Annotated in this window: 11 protein-coding genes and 1 pseudogene; 8 read left to right on the top strand and 4 right to left on the bottom strand. The window is 36.4% G+C overall.

The genetic code is table 11. From position 1 onward, the window contains the following. Nucleotides 1-578: 578 nt before the first annotated feature. Both J7604_RS27135 and J7604_RS26905 read left to right on the top strand, forming a co-directional pair. A pseudogene (locus tag J7604_RS27135) lies at nt 579-707 on the top strand (hemin-degrading factor); the annotation flags it as partial. Between the two features lie 159 nt (nt 708-866). Beyond that, nucleotides 867-2,354: a hypothetical protein gene (locus tag J7604_RS26905; protein WP_293903736.1), complete on the top strand. Its 1,488-nt coding sequence runs from the start codon at nt 867-869 to the stop codon at nt 2,352-2,354. Between the two features lie 30 nt (nt 2,355-2,384). Here the strand turns inward: J7604_RS26905 and J7604_RS26900 are convergent, their stop codons facing one another. Beyond that, on the bottom strand, nt 2,385-3,272 hold the full coding sequence (locus tag J7604_RS26900; RefSeq protein WP_293903733.1) for an ROK family protein: 888 nt from the start codon (nt 3,270-3,272) through the stop codon (nt 2,385-2,387). Nucleotides 3,273-3,536: 264 nt separating this feature from the next. Here J7604_RS26900 and J7604_RS26895 point away from each other — a divergent pair, with 264 nt between their 5' ends. Genes J7604_RS26895 through J7604_RS26885 form a run of 3 tightly spaced genes read left to right on the top strand, consistent with a single transcriptional unit; the run spans nt 3,537 to nt 9,303 of the window. After that, entirely contained in the window at nt 3,537-4,919 is a 1,383-nt protein-coding gene (locus J7604_RS26895) for a TolC family protein (RefSeq protein WP_293903730.1), read from the top strand. A gap of 21 nt (nt 4,920-4,940) precedes the next feature. Continuing rightward, nucleotides 4,941-8,177 carry an efflux RND transporter permease subunit gene (locus J7604_RS26890; protein ID WP_293903727.1) on the top strand — a complete coding sequence of 1,079 codons (3,237 nt, stop codon included), beginning with the start codon at nt 4,941-4,943 and terminating at the stop codon, nt 8,175-8,177. Continuing rightward, on the top strand, nt 8,170-9,303 hold the full coding sequence (locus J7604_RS26885) for an efflux RND transporter periplasmic adaptor subunit (RefSeq protein ID WP_293903724.1): 1,134 nt from the start codon (nt 8,170-8,172) through the stop codon (nt 9,301-9,303). The genes J7604_RS26890 and J7604_RS26885 overlap by 8 nt, the downstream gene beginning before the upstream one ends. A gap of 71 nt (nt 9,304-9,374) precedes the next feature. Here the strand turns inward: J7604_RS26885 and J7604_RS26880 are convergent, their stop codons facing one another. Both J7604_RS26880 and J7604_RS26875 read right to left on the bottom strand, forming a co-directional pair. Continuing rightward, nucleotides 9,375-10,637, bottom strand: a complete 1,263-nt coding sequence (locus J7604_RS26880; protein WP_293903721.1) for a HAMP domain-containing sensor histidine kinase — start codon at nt 10,635-10,637, stop codon at nt 9,375-9,377. Further along, entirely contained in the window at nt 10,634-11,311 is a 678-nt protein-coding gene (locus J7604_RS26875; RefSeq protein ID WP_293903718.1) for a response regulator transcription factor, read from the bottom strand. Before J7604_RS26875 ends, J7604_RS26880 begins: the two co-directional genes overlap by 4 nt. Before the next feature lie 200 nt (nt 11,312-11,511). Between J7604_RS26875 and J7604_RS26870 the strand changes: the two genes are divergently transcribed. The 3 genes from J7604_RS26870 to J7604_RS26860 all read left to right on the top strand — a co-directional run bounded on the left by J7604_RS26870 (nt 11,512) and on the right by J7604_RS26860 (nt 13,380). Next, the gene (locus J7604_RS26870) at nt 11,512-11,943 is read left to right on the top strand and encodes a MarR family winged helix-turn-helix transcriptional regulator (RefSeq protein ID WP_293903715.1); all 432 of its coding nucleotides are present in this window, start codon (nt 11,512-11,514) and stop codon (nt 11,941-11,943) included. A gap of 106 nt (nt 11,944-12,049) precedes the next feature. After that, nucleotides 12,050-13,054, top strand: a complete 1,005-nt coding sequence (locus J7604_RS26865) for an NAD(P)/FAD-dependent oxidoreductase (RefSeq protein ID WP_293903712.1) — start codon at nt 12,050-12,052, stop codon at nt 13,052-13,054. Between the two features lie 11 nt (nt 13,055-13,065). Beyond that, a complete protein-coding gene (locus J7604_RS26860; RefSeq protein WP_293903709.1) occupies nt 13,066-13,380 on the top strand; it encodes a 2Fe-2S iron-sulfur cluster-binding protein in 315 nt (104 codons plus the stop codon). 97 nt (nt 13,381-13,477) lie between these two features. Here the strand turns inward: J7604_RS26860 and J7604_RS26855 are convergent, their stop codons facing one another. Beyond that, on the bottom strand, nt 13,478-13,867 hold the full coding sequence (locus J7604_RS26855; RefSeq protein ID WP_293903706.1) for a hypothetical protein: 390 nt from the start codon (nt 13,865-13,867) through the stop codon (nt 13,478-13,480). Nucleotides 13,868-13,985: the final 118 nt, after the last annotated feature.

Genomic DNA, 13,985 nt, shown 5'->3' with positions numbered 1-13,985 from the left:
GCTGTTAGGTTATAGTATGGTGTCCTGAAAATCAGGTGTATATATAGAGTACTACCAGGTAGTATATGATTTAATATGATTTTTTATGCCCTCTAAAAATTCAATGGGATGCAAAGTTAAAAGAAATTCAATTGAAGGTAAGTCAAGTAAAACGGTATTTTTTCAGTTTCGGAATCTCCTGAATCCTTAGTCTCGTGCATTGTATAGCACTAGATATAGTATTTAAATTAGTTAGATAAATGAGTCAGCTTTTTGCTAAGGAAATCTTCCTGTCTATGAATGTTTTATTTTCTTAGGTTAAAATAGAGACTATGGTGTTTAAACACCCAAAAAATCAGTTTCAAGTATTTCTGACTTTTTGATATTAAGAGTCGAGAATTGAATTTATTAAAGGCAGATTAAAATTGGTTGATTTGTTTGGAATTATTCTAAATAAAATTTATCCTGGCTGCATTCTCTTTTATCTTTGTCGTTTGGAATCTTTTCAGTCCAGGGTATAAGGTGTTGGACCCTCAGTTTAATCTACACCTTAGAGAAGACAGGATTTCAAGTACATGGATCGTTAAAAGCCAACAGATTTTGGAGATGTTAATTCGCTTGAAATATTTGATAAGGATGGTAATTATATAGCCTTGTTCTTTGACAAAAGGAAGCCGGGACTTCCGGAGAGGGGGGATTGGAGAACGGTGCTTGCTTGTTTAAAATAGTTTTTTTGTTTTTTTATTTTTCTTAATTTTAACTAACTCAGGGTATTAGTACCTTCCAAAGTTTTTGCAGTTTTATAGAATGGTGTTTTTTTTGAATAGCTATCAAGAAAAATTAGTATCTTTCTAAGATTTTGTTATACATTATAAGTTAAGAGTTTTATGCTTCAACCTCTCCAGTTAAAAAGGACCTTTGAAAATCCTCTTTTAAAATCATCAATTATTTACTTACCGGGCTTTATTTTGCTTATCTATCTTATAGTAAGAGCAATTATTCTTCCCATTACAGTGGATGAAAATTGGACATGCTCGGAATTTGTAAGCATGTCTGTAATTGATATAATCACATATGCACATCCGATTCCCAATAACCATATCGTTAATACATTGCTTATCAAATTAACGACTCAATTGTTCGGCTGGAATCAATTCTTTGTCAGATTGCCGAATATTTTAGGATTTGTCGTTTATTATCTTTCGGTTCTTGGTATTCTTAGAAAAAAGAGAAGTGATTGGACGTTTGTATTATTTGGGATCGTTGTTCTGGTGTGTAATCAATATTTACTTGATTTTTTTAGTTTGGCAAGAGGTTATGGATTGTCAATTGCCTTTATGTTTGCAGCAATTTATTTTATGATTTGTTATTTAGAAGCCAATTCGGTGGCAAATCTTTTCTATGCTTCAGGCATTGCTGCTATAGCAGTTTATACAAATTTTACTATACTTAATTTTTATGTAGCTTTTTCAGGCCTCTTGTTTGTGCTCATACTCCTGGAGTATAAAACAGTTTCTTGGGAGGGAAGAGTGAATAAAATGTTTATAGTGGGTGGAGTTTCAGCGATTTTGTTCGCCTTATCTTATTTGCCAATTACGAAAATGATCGCTACTAATCAATTTGTTCATTGGGGTACAAGCGGATTTTACAAGGATACAATAGAGTCTCTATTAACTTATACCTTCTACTATTACGGAGGTAATAATTATGTGATTCCGATCATCGCTATTGCCGCTTTATTGGGTGCGATATTTACGTATTATTTTCTGTTGATTTTGCCAACTTACTGGAAAGGTAACCGCATATTGTTGACCAAACCTTTTCAGATTTTTCCACTTTTATTTATAGGGACAGTAATAGTTAATATAGCACAGCATAAAATTGCAGGAACGCCCTATCTCACAACAAGGACAGCATTGTTTCTTTATCCTTTGTTTGCACTTTCTATTGTTGGATTGGCAGAATATCTTTATGAGAAGAAAGGGTTGCTATATGGAATAATTGTGTATGGATTTGTTTTTGTTGGGATTGCTAACCTATCGAGGACTTATAATTTTTATTCATGTGCTGAATGGTGGTTTGATGCAGATACCAAAGATATAATAAGTTTTCTCGAAACCCAATATAAACAAGATCCTCAGAAAAAACCTATTGTATTGAATACAAATTGGCTATTTGCATCATCATTTGATTTCTATCTAAGAACTCAGGACCTTTCCTGGATTAAATACGGCACTTATAAGGCAGGGATAGACTCGGATTATGATTACTACTATGCTGATAGTGAGGAGTACAATGTTGCCAAGGAAAGAGTGGAAGTTGTCAAGTCATATAATAATAGCAGGTTTCTTGTGAAAAAGAAGAGCCAAAATTAATATATAAATTGTATTTAAACTTTAATAAGTTTAAATACCAATCAAGGCAGCACCAATAACACCAGCAGAATCTCCTGTCTGATTTTTTATAATTTGGGTTTTGAGTTCGTCATTGAAATGATACTTTCTGACTTGCTCAATTCCCAAAGTATAAAGTTCTTCGATATTTGAAACACCTCCTCCTAATACCACAATATCAGGATCTATTACTGCAAGCACATTAGATAGCGCTACACCAAAATGCTCAAAAAAATTGTGCATGATGATTCCTGCATTTTCATTGCCTGAACGATATAATAATATGATTTCATGCAATGATTTTTTATCTCCTGTAAGTTCTTCATATCGCTTCTCTACTCCACCTCCAGAGATAAATGTTTCTACACAGCCATGTTTGCCACAATAACATTTTGGTCCTCTCTGATAATCTATTGTGGTATGTCCCCATTCTCCTGCTATAGATTGCAAGCCTTGTATGACTTGTCCATTGTATACGATTCCTCCACCACATCCTGTTCCCATGATAACTCCGAATACCATTGGTTGGCCTCTGCCTGCTCCGTTCAAAGCCTCAGCCATGGCAAAGCAATTAGCATCATTTTCTATAGCCACTTTTCTTCCAATTCTTTTTTCAAGATCATGCAGAAATGGTTTCCCATTAAGGCAAACAGTATTGGAGTTTTTGAGCATCCCCGTTTTGGCCGAGACTGATCCAGGGGTACCAATTCCAAAGGTATGTGGGGCTTCATTGATAGCCTTGCTACATTCTTTATACAATGAAGCTATGTTGTCTAGAATGTGTTCATAACCTTTTTCTTGTTCAGTATTAATCCTCTTTCTGAGAATTTCCTTTAAAGAATCATCTAGAATGATAGCTTCTATTTTGGTACCGCCAAGGTCAATGCCGATTTTAAACATATAGTAGAAGAATTAGATTTTTATAAATATAAAAGAAATGAATGAAATCTTATGTAGCTATTCAAAGGAGCCTACATAGATGTTGTCAAATAAGAGAATCATAATTCAGTTTTGATTCCTTTAATTCTGGAAACATTTAGGAAGTGCTGAAAAATATTTTTTTGATGCATAATCTTAGTATTCCTAATTCCTTACAGAATCCTCCTTTAGTTTTGATTTAAATATTAAAGGAGTCTTAAATCTATTTTGAAAGGTGGTAAAATAATGATGAAAATACTGAAACATTATTTATTATTATTTTTTGTCGTGCCAGGTATTGCTTATGCACAAGATTATAATCTAAATCAGTTGCTTGAAAAAGCAAAGTCTTCCTATCCTGGTATAAAGGCAAAGCAATACGAAGTAAGAAGCGCTCAGGAGAAGGTGGGATTTGCGCGTGCCGATTATCTCCCTAATTTAATATTGGCAGATCAATATACTTATTCTACAAGTAATAATGTTGAAGGAGCCTTTTATCCTAACGAAGGATCTACCTTTGCTCCATCAGGTGGTATAAGGCAGGATAATATATATAAGGGCGCATATGGTAGTTATACAACAGCCATCCTTGATTGGAAGGTAGTTAACTTTGGAAAGGTTTCAGCAGGTATCAATGCTGCAAAGGCCGAGAAGTCGAAAGCTGAAAAGGATTATGAAAATGAATTGTTTCAGCATCAGATTAAAATCGCAGATTTATATCTTCTTTTACTTATCAATCAACAGTTGAAACGAGTGCAGGAGTATAATCTCCAAAGGGCGGCTGATTATATGAATACTGTTAATGCAAAGGTTTCTGCGGGTCTAAAGCCTGGAGTAGACAGTTCACTTGCGCATGCAGAATATACCAAAGCAGAACTTTTACTTTTAGAGAGCCAGCGAAATGAGCTATCCTATGGGCTTAAGCTTAAGGAATTGAGCGGGGGAGAATTGAAAGACACTCTTTCTATCGATACTATGAATTTTTTCAAAGAGTTACCTAATCAGATTGTAACAGATAAGGATAATCTGAAAAATGCTCCATCACTCAGGTTATATCAATCTTTCAGAGATTTAAGCAAAGCAAGAAGTATTTCAATAAAACGATCGTTTTATCCTTCTTTATCTGTTGTCGGGACAACATGGGCCAGAGGCTCCGGCATCTCAAGAAAAACAAATGAATACAGAACTGATTTTTCAAGTGGTGTGGATTATCAGGTATTCAATTATCTGGCTGGTGTGGCATTAAAGTGGAATCTTACAAGCTACTTTAAAATTCACCGAGATTATAAAAGTGAAATGTTTCAGTATGATAAATATCAACTTTTATATGATGCCCAGGTCTTGCGTCAGAGCCGGGAATTGAAGGATTCTGAGATGCAGTTTAATGTAGCATTAAAGCAGGCTCAGTTGTCGCCTGTTCAGCTGGAAGCAGCAAGGGCAGCCTTTGAACAGGCGCAGACTAGGTATAGCTCCGGGTTGACTGATTTGCCGACGTTCACCCAAAGCCTTGTAACTCTCAATAGAGCAGAGGCCGATAACTTTATTGCCTATAGCAATGCATGGCGGGCTTTGCTCATGAAAGCCGCAGCGGCTGGAGATCTTTCATTGTTTTTAAATCAGGTGAAATAAATTTTAAACTAACCAGGATACATGTTTCAACTAATCAGGTCAGCACTAAGAAACCCGATTGCCATTTTGGTAATGGTGATAGGAATAGGATTTTTTTCCATGCTCTCGTTGTTTAAAATTCCGGTTGATATATTTCCGAATCTGGATTTGCCGACTATTTATATTGTGCAACCATATGGTGGTATGGCACCAGAAGAGATGGATGCATTTATAGCAACCAGGTATCAGGATCACTTTCTTTATGTTTCTGGAATAAGAAATGTTGATGTGAAAACCATACAGGGATTGTGTCTTATAAAACTTGAATTTTATCCCGGGACCAATATGGCTCAGGCTGCAGGAGAGGTAGCCAATAATGTTTCGAGGGCAAAAGCTTATATGCCTGAAGGAACAGTGCCTCCGCAAGTAATACGGTTTGATGCAAGTTCGGTACCGGTTGGACAAATCGTTTTTGAAAGTAAAACCAGTTCTCTGAACGAAATTCAGGACCTTGCAAGTTCAAGAGTCCGTCCGATGTTTTCTAAGATAGAAGGCGTTTCCAGTCCTCCTCCTTTAGGTGGAAATCAAAGATCCATTGTTATCAAAATTGATCCTAATCTTGTAAGGAGTTATAAATTAACTCCGGAGGAAATAATTAAAGCTGTTGTTGCTAACAATCAGCCTTCTCCTGCTGGTAACCTCAGAATAGGAAAGAAAACGCTTATGACGCCTGTGAATTCTTTGATTGAGCGCCCTGAAGACTTTTTGAATATCCCAATAAGAGTAGGTGCTGGACCGACTGTTTTCATTCGTGATATAGGCATTGTAGAAGACGGATCTGATATTACTGTAAGCTATGCTTTGGTCAATGGTAGAAGAGCAGTTTATATTCCTGTTGTAAAAAAATCAGATGCCTCTACCTTAACAGTAGTAAATAACATAAAAGCTGCTTTACCCTCTCTTCAAAATGCTTTGCCTGAAGATGTAAATGTAAGGTATGAATTTGATCAGTCAGGTTATGTATTGAATGCTCTGAAAAGCCTAATCAGTGAAGGTGTTTTGGGAGCAGTACTTACAGGACTTATGGTACTGTTGTTTCTTAAGGACTGGCGTAGTGTGATTATTGTCGTTGTGACAATTCCGATTTCGATTCTATCAGCAGTCATTTTGCTGAATTTATTTGGACAAACGATAAATATTATGACATTAAGTGGCCTGGCATTGGCAATTGGTGTTCTGGTGGACGAATCTACTGTCACCATTGAGAATATTCATCAACATCTGGAGATGAATAAGCCTAAGGCAGTTGCCATCTGGGATGCTTGTAAAGAAATTGCTCTTCCGAAATTATTAATTTTGTTTTGTATACTCGCCGTATTTGCTCCGGCATTTATAATGGTAGGAGTGCCTAAGTCGATGTTTCTACCCCTTTCCCTTGCAGTGGGCTTTGCGATGATTGCTTCATTTATACTTTCACAAACTTTGGTGCCGGTTTTATCAAACTGGCTGCTCAAACATCATGGACGTCATGAGGGAAATACTTTAGCGCTGGATCCTGAAGAGATCAAAACAATGATCAATGACGGATTTGAAAGGCCGAGAAAAGCTTCCGCATTTGAACGATTCAAGCAAAGGTATATTCGTTCATTGGGAAAAATTTTAAAGAATAGAGTAAAATGGACTCTAGCATATTTTTCGGCCACCATCTTGTTAATCGGGCTATGCATGTATGCTATTGGAACAGATATACTTCCGAAAGCCAGCAGTAATCAATTTCAACTTCGTATCAGAGCCAAAGATGGAACAAGGGTGGAAGAAACGGAAAGAATAACTCTGAAAGTATTAAGATTAATTCAGAATGAAGTAGGAGCAAATAACGTGGAAATTTCTTCAGCTTTTGTCGGGACCGTACCTTCAAGCTATGGTACCTCTAATATCTTTGTTTTTAATAGTGGTCCTCAGGAATCTGTTATGCAGGTAGCTTTTTCTGAACATGCTAATATAAATATGTATGATTTAAAGGAGCGTATTAGAACAAAGGTTAAAGAGCAGCTTCCGGATATAAGAATATCTTTTGAGCCAATAGAACTGGTTGATAAAATAATGAGTCAGGGCTCTCCGAATCCAATAGAAGTTATTGTAGCATCTAAAGATATCAAAGAAGCGAATAAGTTTGCAGGGAAAATTTTGAAGAATATGGAAGCTATTCCATTTTTGAGAGATGTTCAGATAGCTCAGCCTATGTCATATCCTACACTTAAGGTAAATATTGATAGAGAACGTGCCGGACAACTCGGCCTTACATCTACTCAAATTTCAAGGTCACTTGTAGCTGCGACTTCTTCAAGTAGGTTCACTGATAAAAACCTTTGGATGGATTATAAGAAAGGTTTGGCTTATCAGGTACAGGTTCAGATTCCGGAAACGGAAATGAGTTCTGTTGAAGATATTGGGAACATTCCTCTTCTTAGTGATCAATTACATCCTGTGCTTTCAGATGTGGCAACATTTTCGGAAGTATCAACCCCTGGTCAGTTTGATCGGTCTGGTCCCAACAGACTTGTAACAATTACTGCAAATCTCCATAAAGCAGATCTGGGAAGAGCAGGGAAAGAAGTTCAAAGGGCAATTAAAGAAGCTGGTAGTCTTCCGAGAGGTTTGGTTGTGGAACTTAAAGGGCAAACTAAACTTTTAAATGATACATTGAATAGTCTTCAATTGGGACTGCTTGTGGCCGTTGTCATTATCTTCCTTTTGCTAGCTGCTAATTTTAAATCATTTAAACTGGCCTTACTTATTCTGTCGGCTGTTCCTGCTGTGGTTGCGGGAGCTCTTCTAATGTTGATGGCTTGTGGGGCGACTCTTAATTTGCAATCATATATGGGATTGATTATGTCTGTGGGTGTTTCTGTGGCAAATGCGATTTTGATGATTACCAATGCTGAGCAGGTCAGATTGGAATTAAAAGATGCTCCGCATGCTGCAATGTTGGCTGCAAATAGCAGAATCCGACCTATACTCATGACAAGTATTGCAATGATTGCAGGTATGATTCCCATGGCTAGCGGACTAGGAGAAGGAGGTGATCAGGTTGCTCCGTTAGGACAGGCTGTTATTGGAGGGTTGTTAGCATCAACACTTGCTTCTCTGTTTATTTTGCCTGCAATTTTTGTTTCATTGCAAAAAAAGGCATCATTTAATTCAATCTCTCTTGACCCGGAAGATCCGGAAAGTACCTACTATAAATTATATCAAAAAGGAATATATGAACATGTTTAGAATAGCTTTTAGTATAGCAATTGTTACATTAATATCAGCATGTAGCAAGGAAGAACGGAAGAATGAGTCTGTGCACAAAGATGAAGTTGCATTGGTTGCGGTTTCAAAAGTATTGAGTCTTCAGCCTGAAAAGCCGCTGCTATTACCAGGAGAATTACATCCCTGGAATAAGGTTAGTATCTATTCGAAAGTAAAAGGTTTTGTAAAAGAGCTGAAGGTAGATAGAGGTTCTCAGGTACGCAAAGGTCAGATTCTTGCTGAATTAGATGCTCCTGAAGTACTTGCTGAATTTGATCAGGCTAAAGGTCAGCTTTCAGCAGCAGAAGGTGCTTATGAGGAATCAAAAGCCAGGCTGATTGCATCATCTCTAACATATAATCGTTTGATAAAGGCGAATGCTACAAGAGGAGCAGTCGCCTTAAATGAACTGGATCAAGCTCAAGCAAAAATGTTTGCAGACAGTGCATCCGTTTTCAATGCAAAAGGTAATCTGGATGCAGCACGCTCGCATTACAGGACTAAACAGGAATTGGTCAATTATCTTTCTATTACTGCACCATTTGATGGTGTAATTATAGAAAGAAATATAAGTCCTGGTGCATTGACAGGGGCGACAGATGGAAATTCTAAACCACTTTTTGTTCTGGAAGATAACTCCAGACTTCGACTTACACTTGCAGTTCCGGAACTGTATTCCAATACTGTTAGCAAAGAAGGTGTGGTCACTTTTCAGGTAAGTGCAGTTCCTGATAAGGATTTTAAAGCAAAGTTTGGAAGAAGTGCAGGAAGTGTGCTGGATAAAAACAGAGTGATGATGGCAGAGTTTGATTATAATAATATTACTAAAGAGCTAAAAGCAGGGATGTATGCGGATGTTCAGATACCTGTTGTGAGATCATCAGCAACATTATTTGTTCCAAAGTCGGCAGTTGTAAATTCAAGTGAAGAAGTATTTGTGATAAGAAATAATAAGAACAAAGCAGAATGGGTGCCTGTGAAAAAGGGGATTGTACTCGATACACTCGTTGAAGTTTTCGGTGACCTGAGTAAAGGGGATGTTATTCTAAAAGAAGGTTCTGAGGAGATAAGAGATGGGCAGGAGTTGAGGGTGAATGGTAAGTTATAAGTACTAAGTTTTAAGTTATAAGTAAAGGAACTCGAAGGATTCTTACAACTTAAAACTTAAAACTTAAAACTTTATTTCGATAATATCATCTTATGCAACGAATTGCCATATCTGTATTCCACTTTCAACCCTGAGTGGTCTGCAATTTTCTTTACAATGGAAAGACCAAGGCCGAGAGAGTCACTAGCCTTATCTTTCTTAAATCTTTCAAATAACTTCTCAGGAACAGTAATAAGCGGTTGACCGGTATTGCAAACCTCAATGGATGTGTTTTTTATTTCAATATTTACAGCACCATGAGATACATTGTGGACTATGGAGTTTTTGATAATATTTGTTAATAATATATCAGCAAGATCCGCATGTATGTTTGACAGAAATGTTCCTTTATTGATAAAACTTATACTGATATTTTTATGTGTATATAAAGCTTCAAATTCTTCCAGTTTGCCGCGGATCATATCATTAAAATCTATCTGCTCTGAAGCATTGTATTGCCCATTATCTATTTTTGAAAGAAGCAGAAGGGCTTTGTGCATCTTAGAAATTTTTAAGCATGCATTCTGAATTTCTTCTATCCACAAAACCTGATTGTCTGTGAGATTGTCACATTGGATAAGGTTTTCAACTTTGCTATTGATAATCGCTAGTGGCGTTTGAATTTCATGAGAAGCGTTTTCGGTATATTCTTTAAGACTCAGATAGTCTTTACGCATTTTACCTGTCATCTTTTTAATAACATCGTTCAGTTCATTAAATTCATAGATTTTTGTTTCTGAAACCTGAACATCTTTGTCATCTTTGATATCAAATTTTTTAGCCTTATCAAGAGTATTGTAAAAAGGCATCCATATATTTTTTGACATTTTTCTGAAAAAGATAAACATGCTGGAAAGGCCTATATTTAATAGAAAGAGCATAGTGAGTGTGATATATCTGATAAGTTCAGTAGTTTCTATCAGTGACTTACGAATGCTTATTTTATACCAGTCGTTTTTAAAACTATTATAAAAAGTGAGTTCACGGAACGGTACATTCTCTCTGGCAAATTTGTCATAAAAAATTGTATCCTTGAAAGAATCCTCAGCTTGCACAGGATCAAAGTTGCGGAGTTTTGTTATTTCAATTTTATTTTCCACAAAATAAGAGCTTTCATCCCAACCACCATGCCTTTTTACGAAGGCTTCGAAATCATGCTGCTCCGCTCTTAACCTTTCTTCCACTTCTTTATAGATCAAATGCTTTACAGCAATGTAGAATGTTCCTGCAATAAGAAGATAGGTTATTAAAGAGATTAATATATAGTAGATTGTTGTTTTGGTAAGAAGTTTCATTTTTCCCCAAATTTATATCCGATACCGTAAACCGACTGGATATAATCTTTGCTGCCTTTATCCAGAAGCTTTTTCCTTAAGTTTTTAATGTGTGAATACACAATATCCAATGAATCCGCCGAGTCTATGTTGTCTCCCCACAAATGCTCTGCAATGGCAACTTTCGTGAGCACATGATTTTTGTTAGAAAGAAAATACATTAACAGATCGAATTCTTTTCTGTAAAGAACAATCTCATTATTGTTCACATATACCTTTCTGGAGTTAAGATCAACTTTGATTTCATGAAATACGATTTCATTACTGCCGTTGAAATTTCTTCTTCTAAGAAGAGATTTTATGCGCGCATTTAATTCAGAAAAGTGAAATGGCTTTACAAGGTAATCGTCTGAGCCCGTGTTTAAGCCCCGTACTTTATCATCCAGAGAGTTTCTTGCAGAAATAATTATTATGCCTGTAGAGGAAGAAGATTTTTTTAGATTGTCTACCAAAGAAAAACCATCTCCTCCCGGAAGATTAATATCAACTACAACACAGTCATAGTTGTATATCATTATCTTCTCCAGTCCGCTTGGATAGTCGTAGGCAGCTTCGCAGAGGTATCCTTCCTTCTCCAGTTGAGAAGTAATGCTTCCTGCAAGTGCTTTTTCATCTTCAATAACCAGAATTTTCATAAAGCAACGTTTTTATAAAAGTAGTGAATGATTCTGGAGTAAAATGGGAATAGGTAATCTTTTCAAGATTAAGCTTTTTCTCAAATTCACTTAATTAGAAACAAATGCAACAAATTGATTTGTAAAAAAAATCCTGAAGAATTGTAATCAAATTGGTTTTTGCAATAATTTTGAGTATTTGTGATTTGAAAAATACTAAAATGGAAGACTACCTCTGTAATATGTACTCCTTTCTCCTCGACCGCACAGCGCGGAGAGTCAAACAATATGCGCAGCAGCAGTTTAATGAGAAAAGCTTTAATGTCACTCTGGATCAGTGGCTTGTCCTTCGACATTTATATGAACATAATGATTTGAATCAAAAGGAACTGGCAGAGCTTCTTTTTAAAGATACTCCTACGCTCACTCGTATAATCGATCTTCTTTGTGAAAAAGGGCTAACTGAGCGTAAAATGCATGCCAAGGATAGACGATCTTTCATTGTTCACCTTACAGAGTCAGGTCTTGCAATGGTTAAGGAATTGATGCCTCCGGTTTCGGAAATCAGGCTAAAAGCCTGGGAAGGTCTTTCAGATAAGGATTTTGAAGACTTTAAAAGAATTCTTAATTCAATATATAATAACTTGGAATAGAATAAGTTATTTAGGTTTGAAATTTTTTTACTAAAATAGTTGTTGTGCTAATTATTGTTAAGCATATTTGTTTATAAGTAATTCATCCACCTAATTCATAATTTTTATGATACACACAGATATATGCATCATTGGAGCCGGACCTGTCGGACTTTTTGCTGTTTTTGAAGCCGGTTTATTAAAGATGCGATGTCACCTTATCGATGTACTTCCGCAGATAGGTGGACAGTTATCGGAAATTTATCCTAAGAAGCCAATTTATGATATTCCTGGCTTTCCTGAGGTTTTGGCTCAGGATCTCGTTGATAATCTCAAAAAACAGATTGATCCTTTCAAACCTACCTTTACGTTGGGTGAAAGGGTTGAGACACTTGCAAAGAAGGAAGATGGGACTTTCGAAATCAAAACTTCTGATGAGTCTATCATTTCCTGCAAGACTGTCGTAATTGCGGGTGGTCTGGGGTGTTTTGAGCCAAGAAAACCTGAGATTGAAAAACTTGAAAAATATGAAGGGAAAGGTGTTTATTATATGGTCAAAGATCCTGAACGCTTTCGTGATAAGAAAATCATTATTGCGGGTGGAGGTGATTCTGCATTAGACTGGACTATCTTTTTGTCAAACGTAGCATCAGAGGTAACGCTTGTTCATAGAAATGAATCTTTCAGAGGTGCACCAGACAGTGCTGAGAAGGTCTTTGAGCTTGCTAAAGCTGGTAAGATTAAATTGCTATTAAACACTCACCTTAAAGAGCTGAAAGGAGATAATGTTCTTGAATCTGCCACTGTGATTGGGAAGGATAAAGAAGTAAGCGAACTTAAAACGGATTATCTCATTCCTTTATTTGGTTTGAGTCCAAAGCTTGGACCTATTGCAGAGTGGGGATTGAACATAGATAAAAATGCAATTGAAGTAAATACATTTGATTATAGCACGAATATTCCCGGTGTTTTTGCGATAGGTGATATTAATACCTATCCGGGTAAGCTGAAGCTTATTCTGTGCGGTTTCCATGAAGCAGCATTGATGGCCCAAAGTGCTTTCAAATATGTTTATCCTGATCAGAAGCTTAGCTTTAAATACACAACTGTTAATGGTGTCAATGCATTTTAATATTTACTCTAATGATAAAATTTGAAATAGAAGATAGACAAGGTAATATACAGGAGGTAGAGATTCCTGAAGATATCAACCTGAGTTTAATGGAAGTCTTAAAGGCTTCAGATTATCCTGTGTTGGCTACTTGTGGTGGAATGGCACTTTGTGCTACATGTCATGTGGAGGTGGAAAGAGGTTTGGAAAAATTAGGAGAGCCTTCTGATACAGAACTGGATATGCTTGATACTTTGCCAGATGCTTCTTCTACGAGTAGATTGGCTTGTCAAATAAGAATAGGAAGCCATTTGAATGGAATGATGTTTAAGTTGAAGGGTGAGTAGTTGTGACTAATATATAAAACAAAAAAGCCCCGCTGCTTTCGCTTGCGGGGCTTCACACTTAAACACAACAAATTTTGTACTTCGTCAAAAATTCAAACTATTTGTTGGTACCTTTACGCTCTTTGTGAGCTTGCTTTCTTTTTTCTTTCATCTCTGCTTTTTTGGCTTCGAGTTTAGCATACTGGTCTTTATTTAGTACGCTTTGAAATTCTTTATCCTGTTCATCTTTCAATGCTTTCATCTGTTTACGATGTTCTTCATGCATTGCTTTTCTTTTGTCAGAATATTTCTGATTGATGGTTTCAACTTTAGCTGTCTGATCGTCTGATAATGACAGCTCTGTTTTCATCCATTCAGTTTGTTTCTTTGGGCTAAATCTTTCTCCTCCTTTATGGGGATGTTTAGGCCCGTCAGTCTGAGCATTGGCCTGTGAAACAAATAGGACAGCACTCATTATAAGTGCACTGAAGATTACTTTTAATTTCATGGTGGTCATAGTTTTCAAAGGTTTAGTTTACTTATTAATAAAATTTTAATCCGGGTATTGCCCGTTTGTTTATTCATATCTACTAAACCATTAACACGAAATTAGTGCCTGTTTCTTT

This window comes from Sporocytophaga sp. (assembly GCF_017745095.1).
In the GTDB taxonomy this organism is placed as follows: domain Bacteria; phylum Bacteroidota; class Bacteroidia; order Cytophagales; family Cytophagaceae; genus Sporocytophaga.
The sequence above is the reverse complement of the archived record's forward strand: the minus strand, read 5'-3'. Positions and strand labels throughout refer to the sequence as shown.

Bases quoted from the DNA above. Each gene is read 5' to 3' on its own strand.
- J7604_RS26905 (WP_293903736.1), top strand. From the start codon at position 867: ATGCTTCAACCTCTCCAGTTAAAAAGGACCTTTGAAAATCCTCTTTTA.
- J7604_RS26900 (WP_293903733.1), bottom strand. From the start codon at position 3,272: ATGTTTAAAATCGGCATTGACCTTGGCGGTACCAAAATAGAAGCTATC.
- J7604_RS26895 (WP_293903730.1), top strand. From the start codon at position 3,537: ATGATGAAAATACTGAAACATTATTTATTATTATTTTTTGTCGTGCCA.
- J7604_RS26890 (WP_293903727.1), top strand. From the start codon at position 4,941: ATGTTTCAACTAATCAGGTCAGCACTAAGAAACCCGATTGCCATTTTG.
- J7604_RS26885 (WP_293903724.1), top strand. From the start codon at position 8,170: ATGTTTAGAATAGCTTTTAGTATAGCAATTGTTACATTAATATCAGCA.
- J7604_RS26880 (WP_293903721.1), bottom strand. From the start codon at position 10,637: ATGAAACTTCTTACCAAAACAACAATCTACTATATATTAATCTCTTTA.
- J7604_RS26875 (WP_293903718.1), bottom strand. From the start codon at position 11,311: ATGAAAATTCTGGTTATTGAAGATGAAAAAGCACTTGCAGGAAGCATT.
- J7604_RS26870 (WP_293903715.1), top strand. From the start codon at position 11,512: ATGGAAGACTACCTCTGTAATATGTACTCCTTTCTCCTCGACCGCACA.
- J7604_RS26865 (WP_293903712.1), top strand. From the start codon at position 12,050: ATGATACACACAGATATATGCATCATTGGAGCCGGACCTGTCGGACTT.
- J7604_RS26860 (WP_293903709.1), top strand. From the start codon at position 13,066: ATGATAAAATTTGAAATAGAAGATAGACAAGGTAATATACAGGAGGTA.
- J7604_RS26855 (WP_293903706.1), bottom strand. From the start codon at position 13,867: ATGAAATTAAAAGTAATCTTCAGTGCACTTATAATGAGTGCTGTCCTA.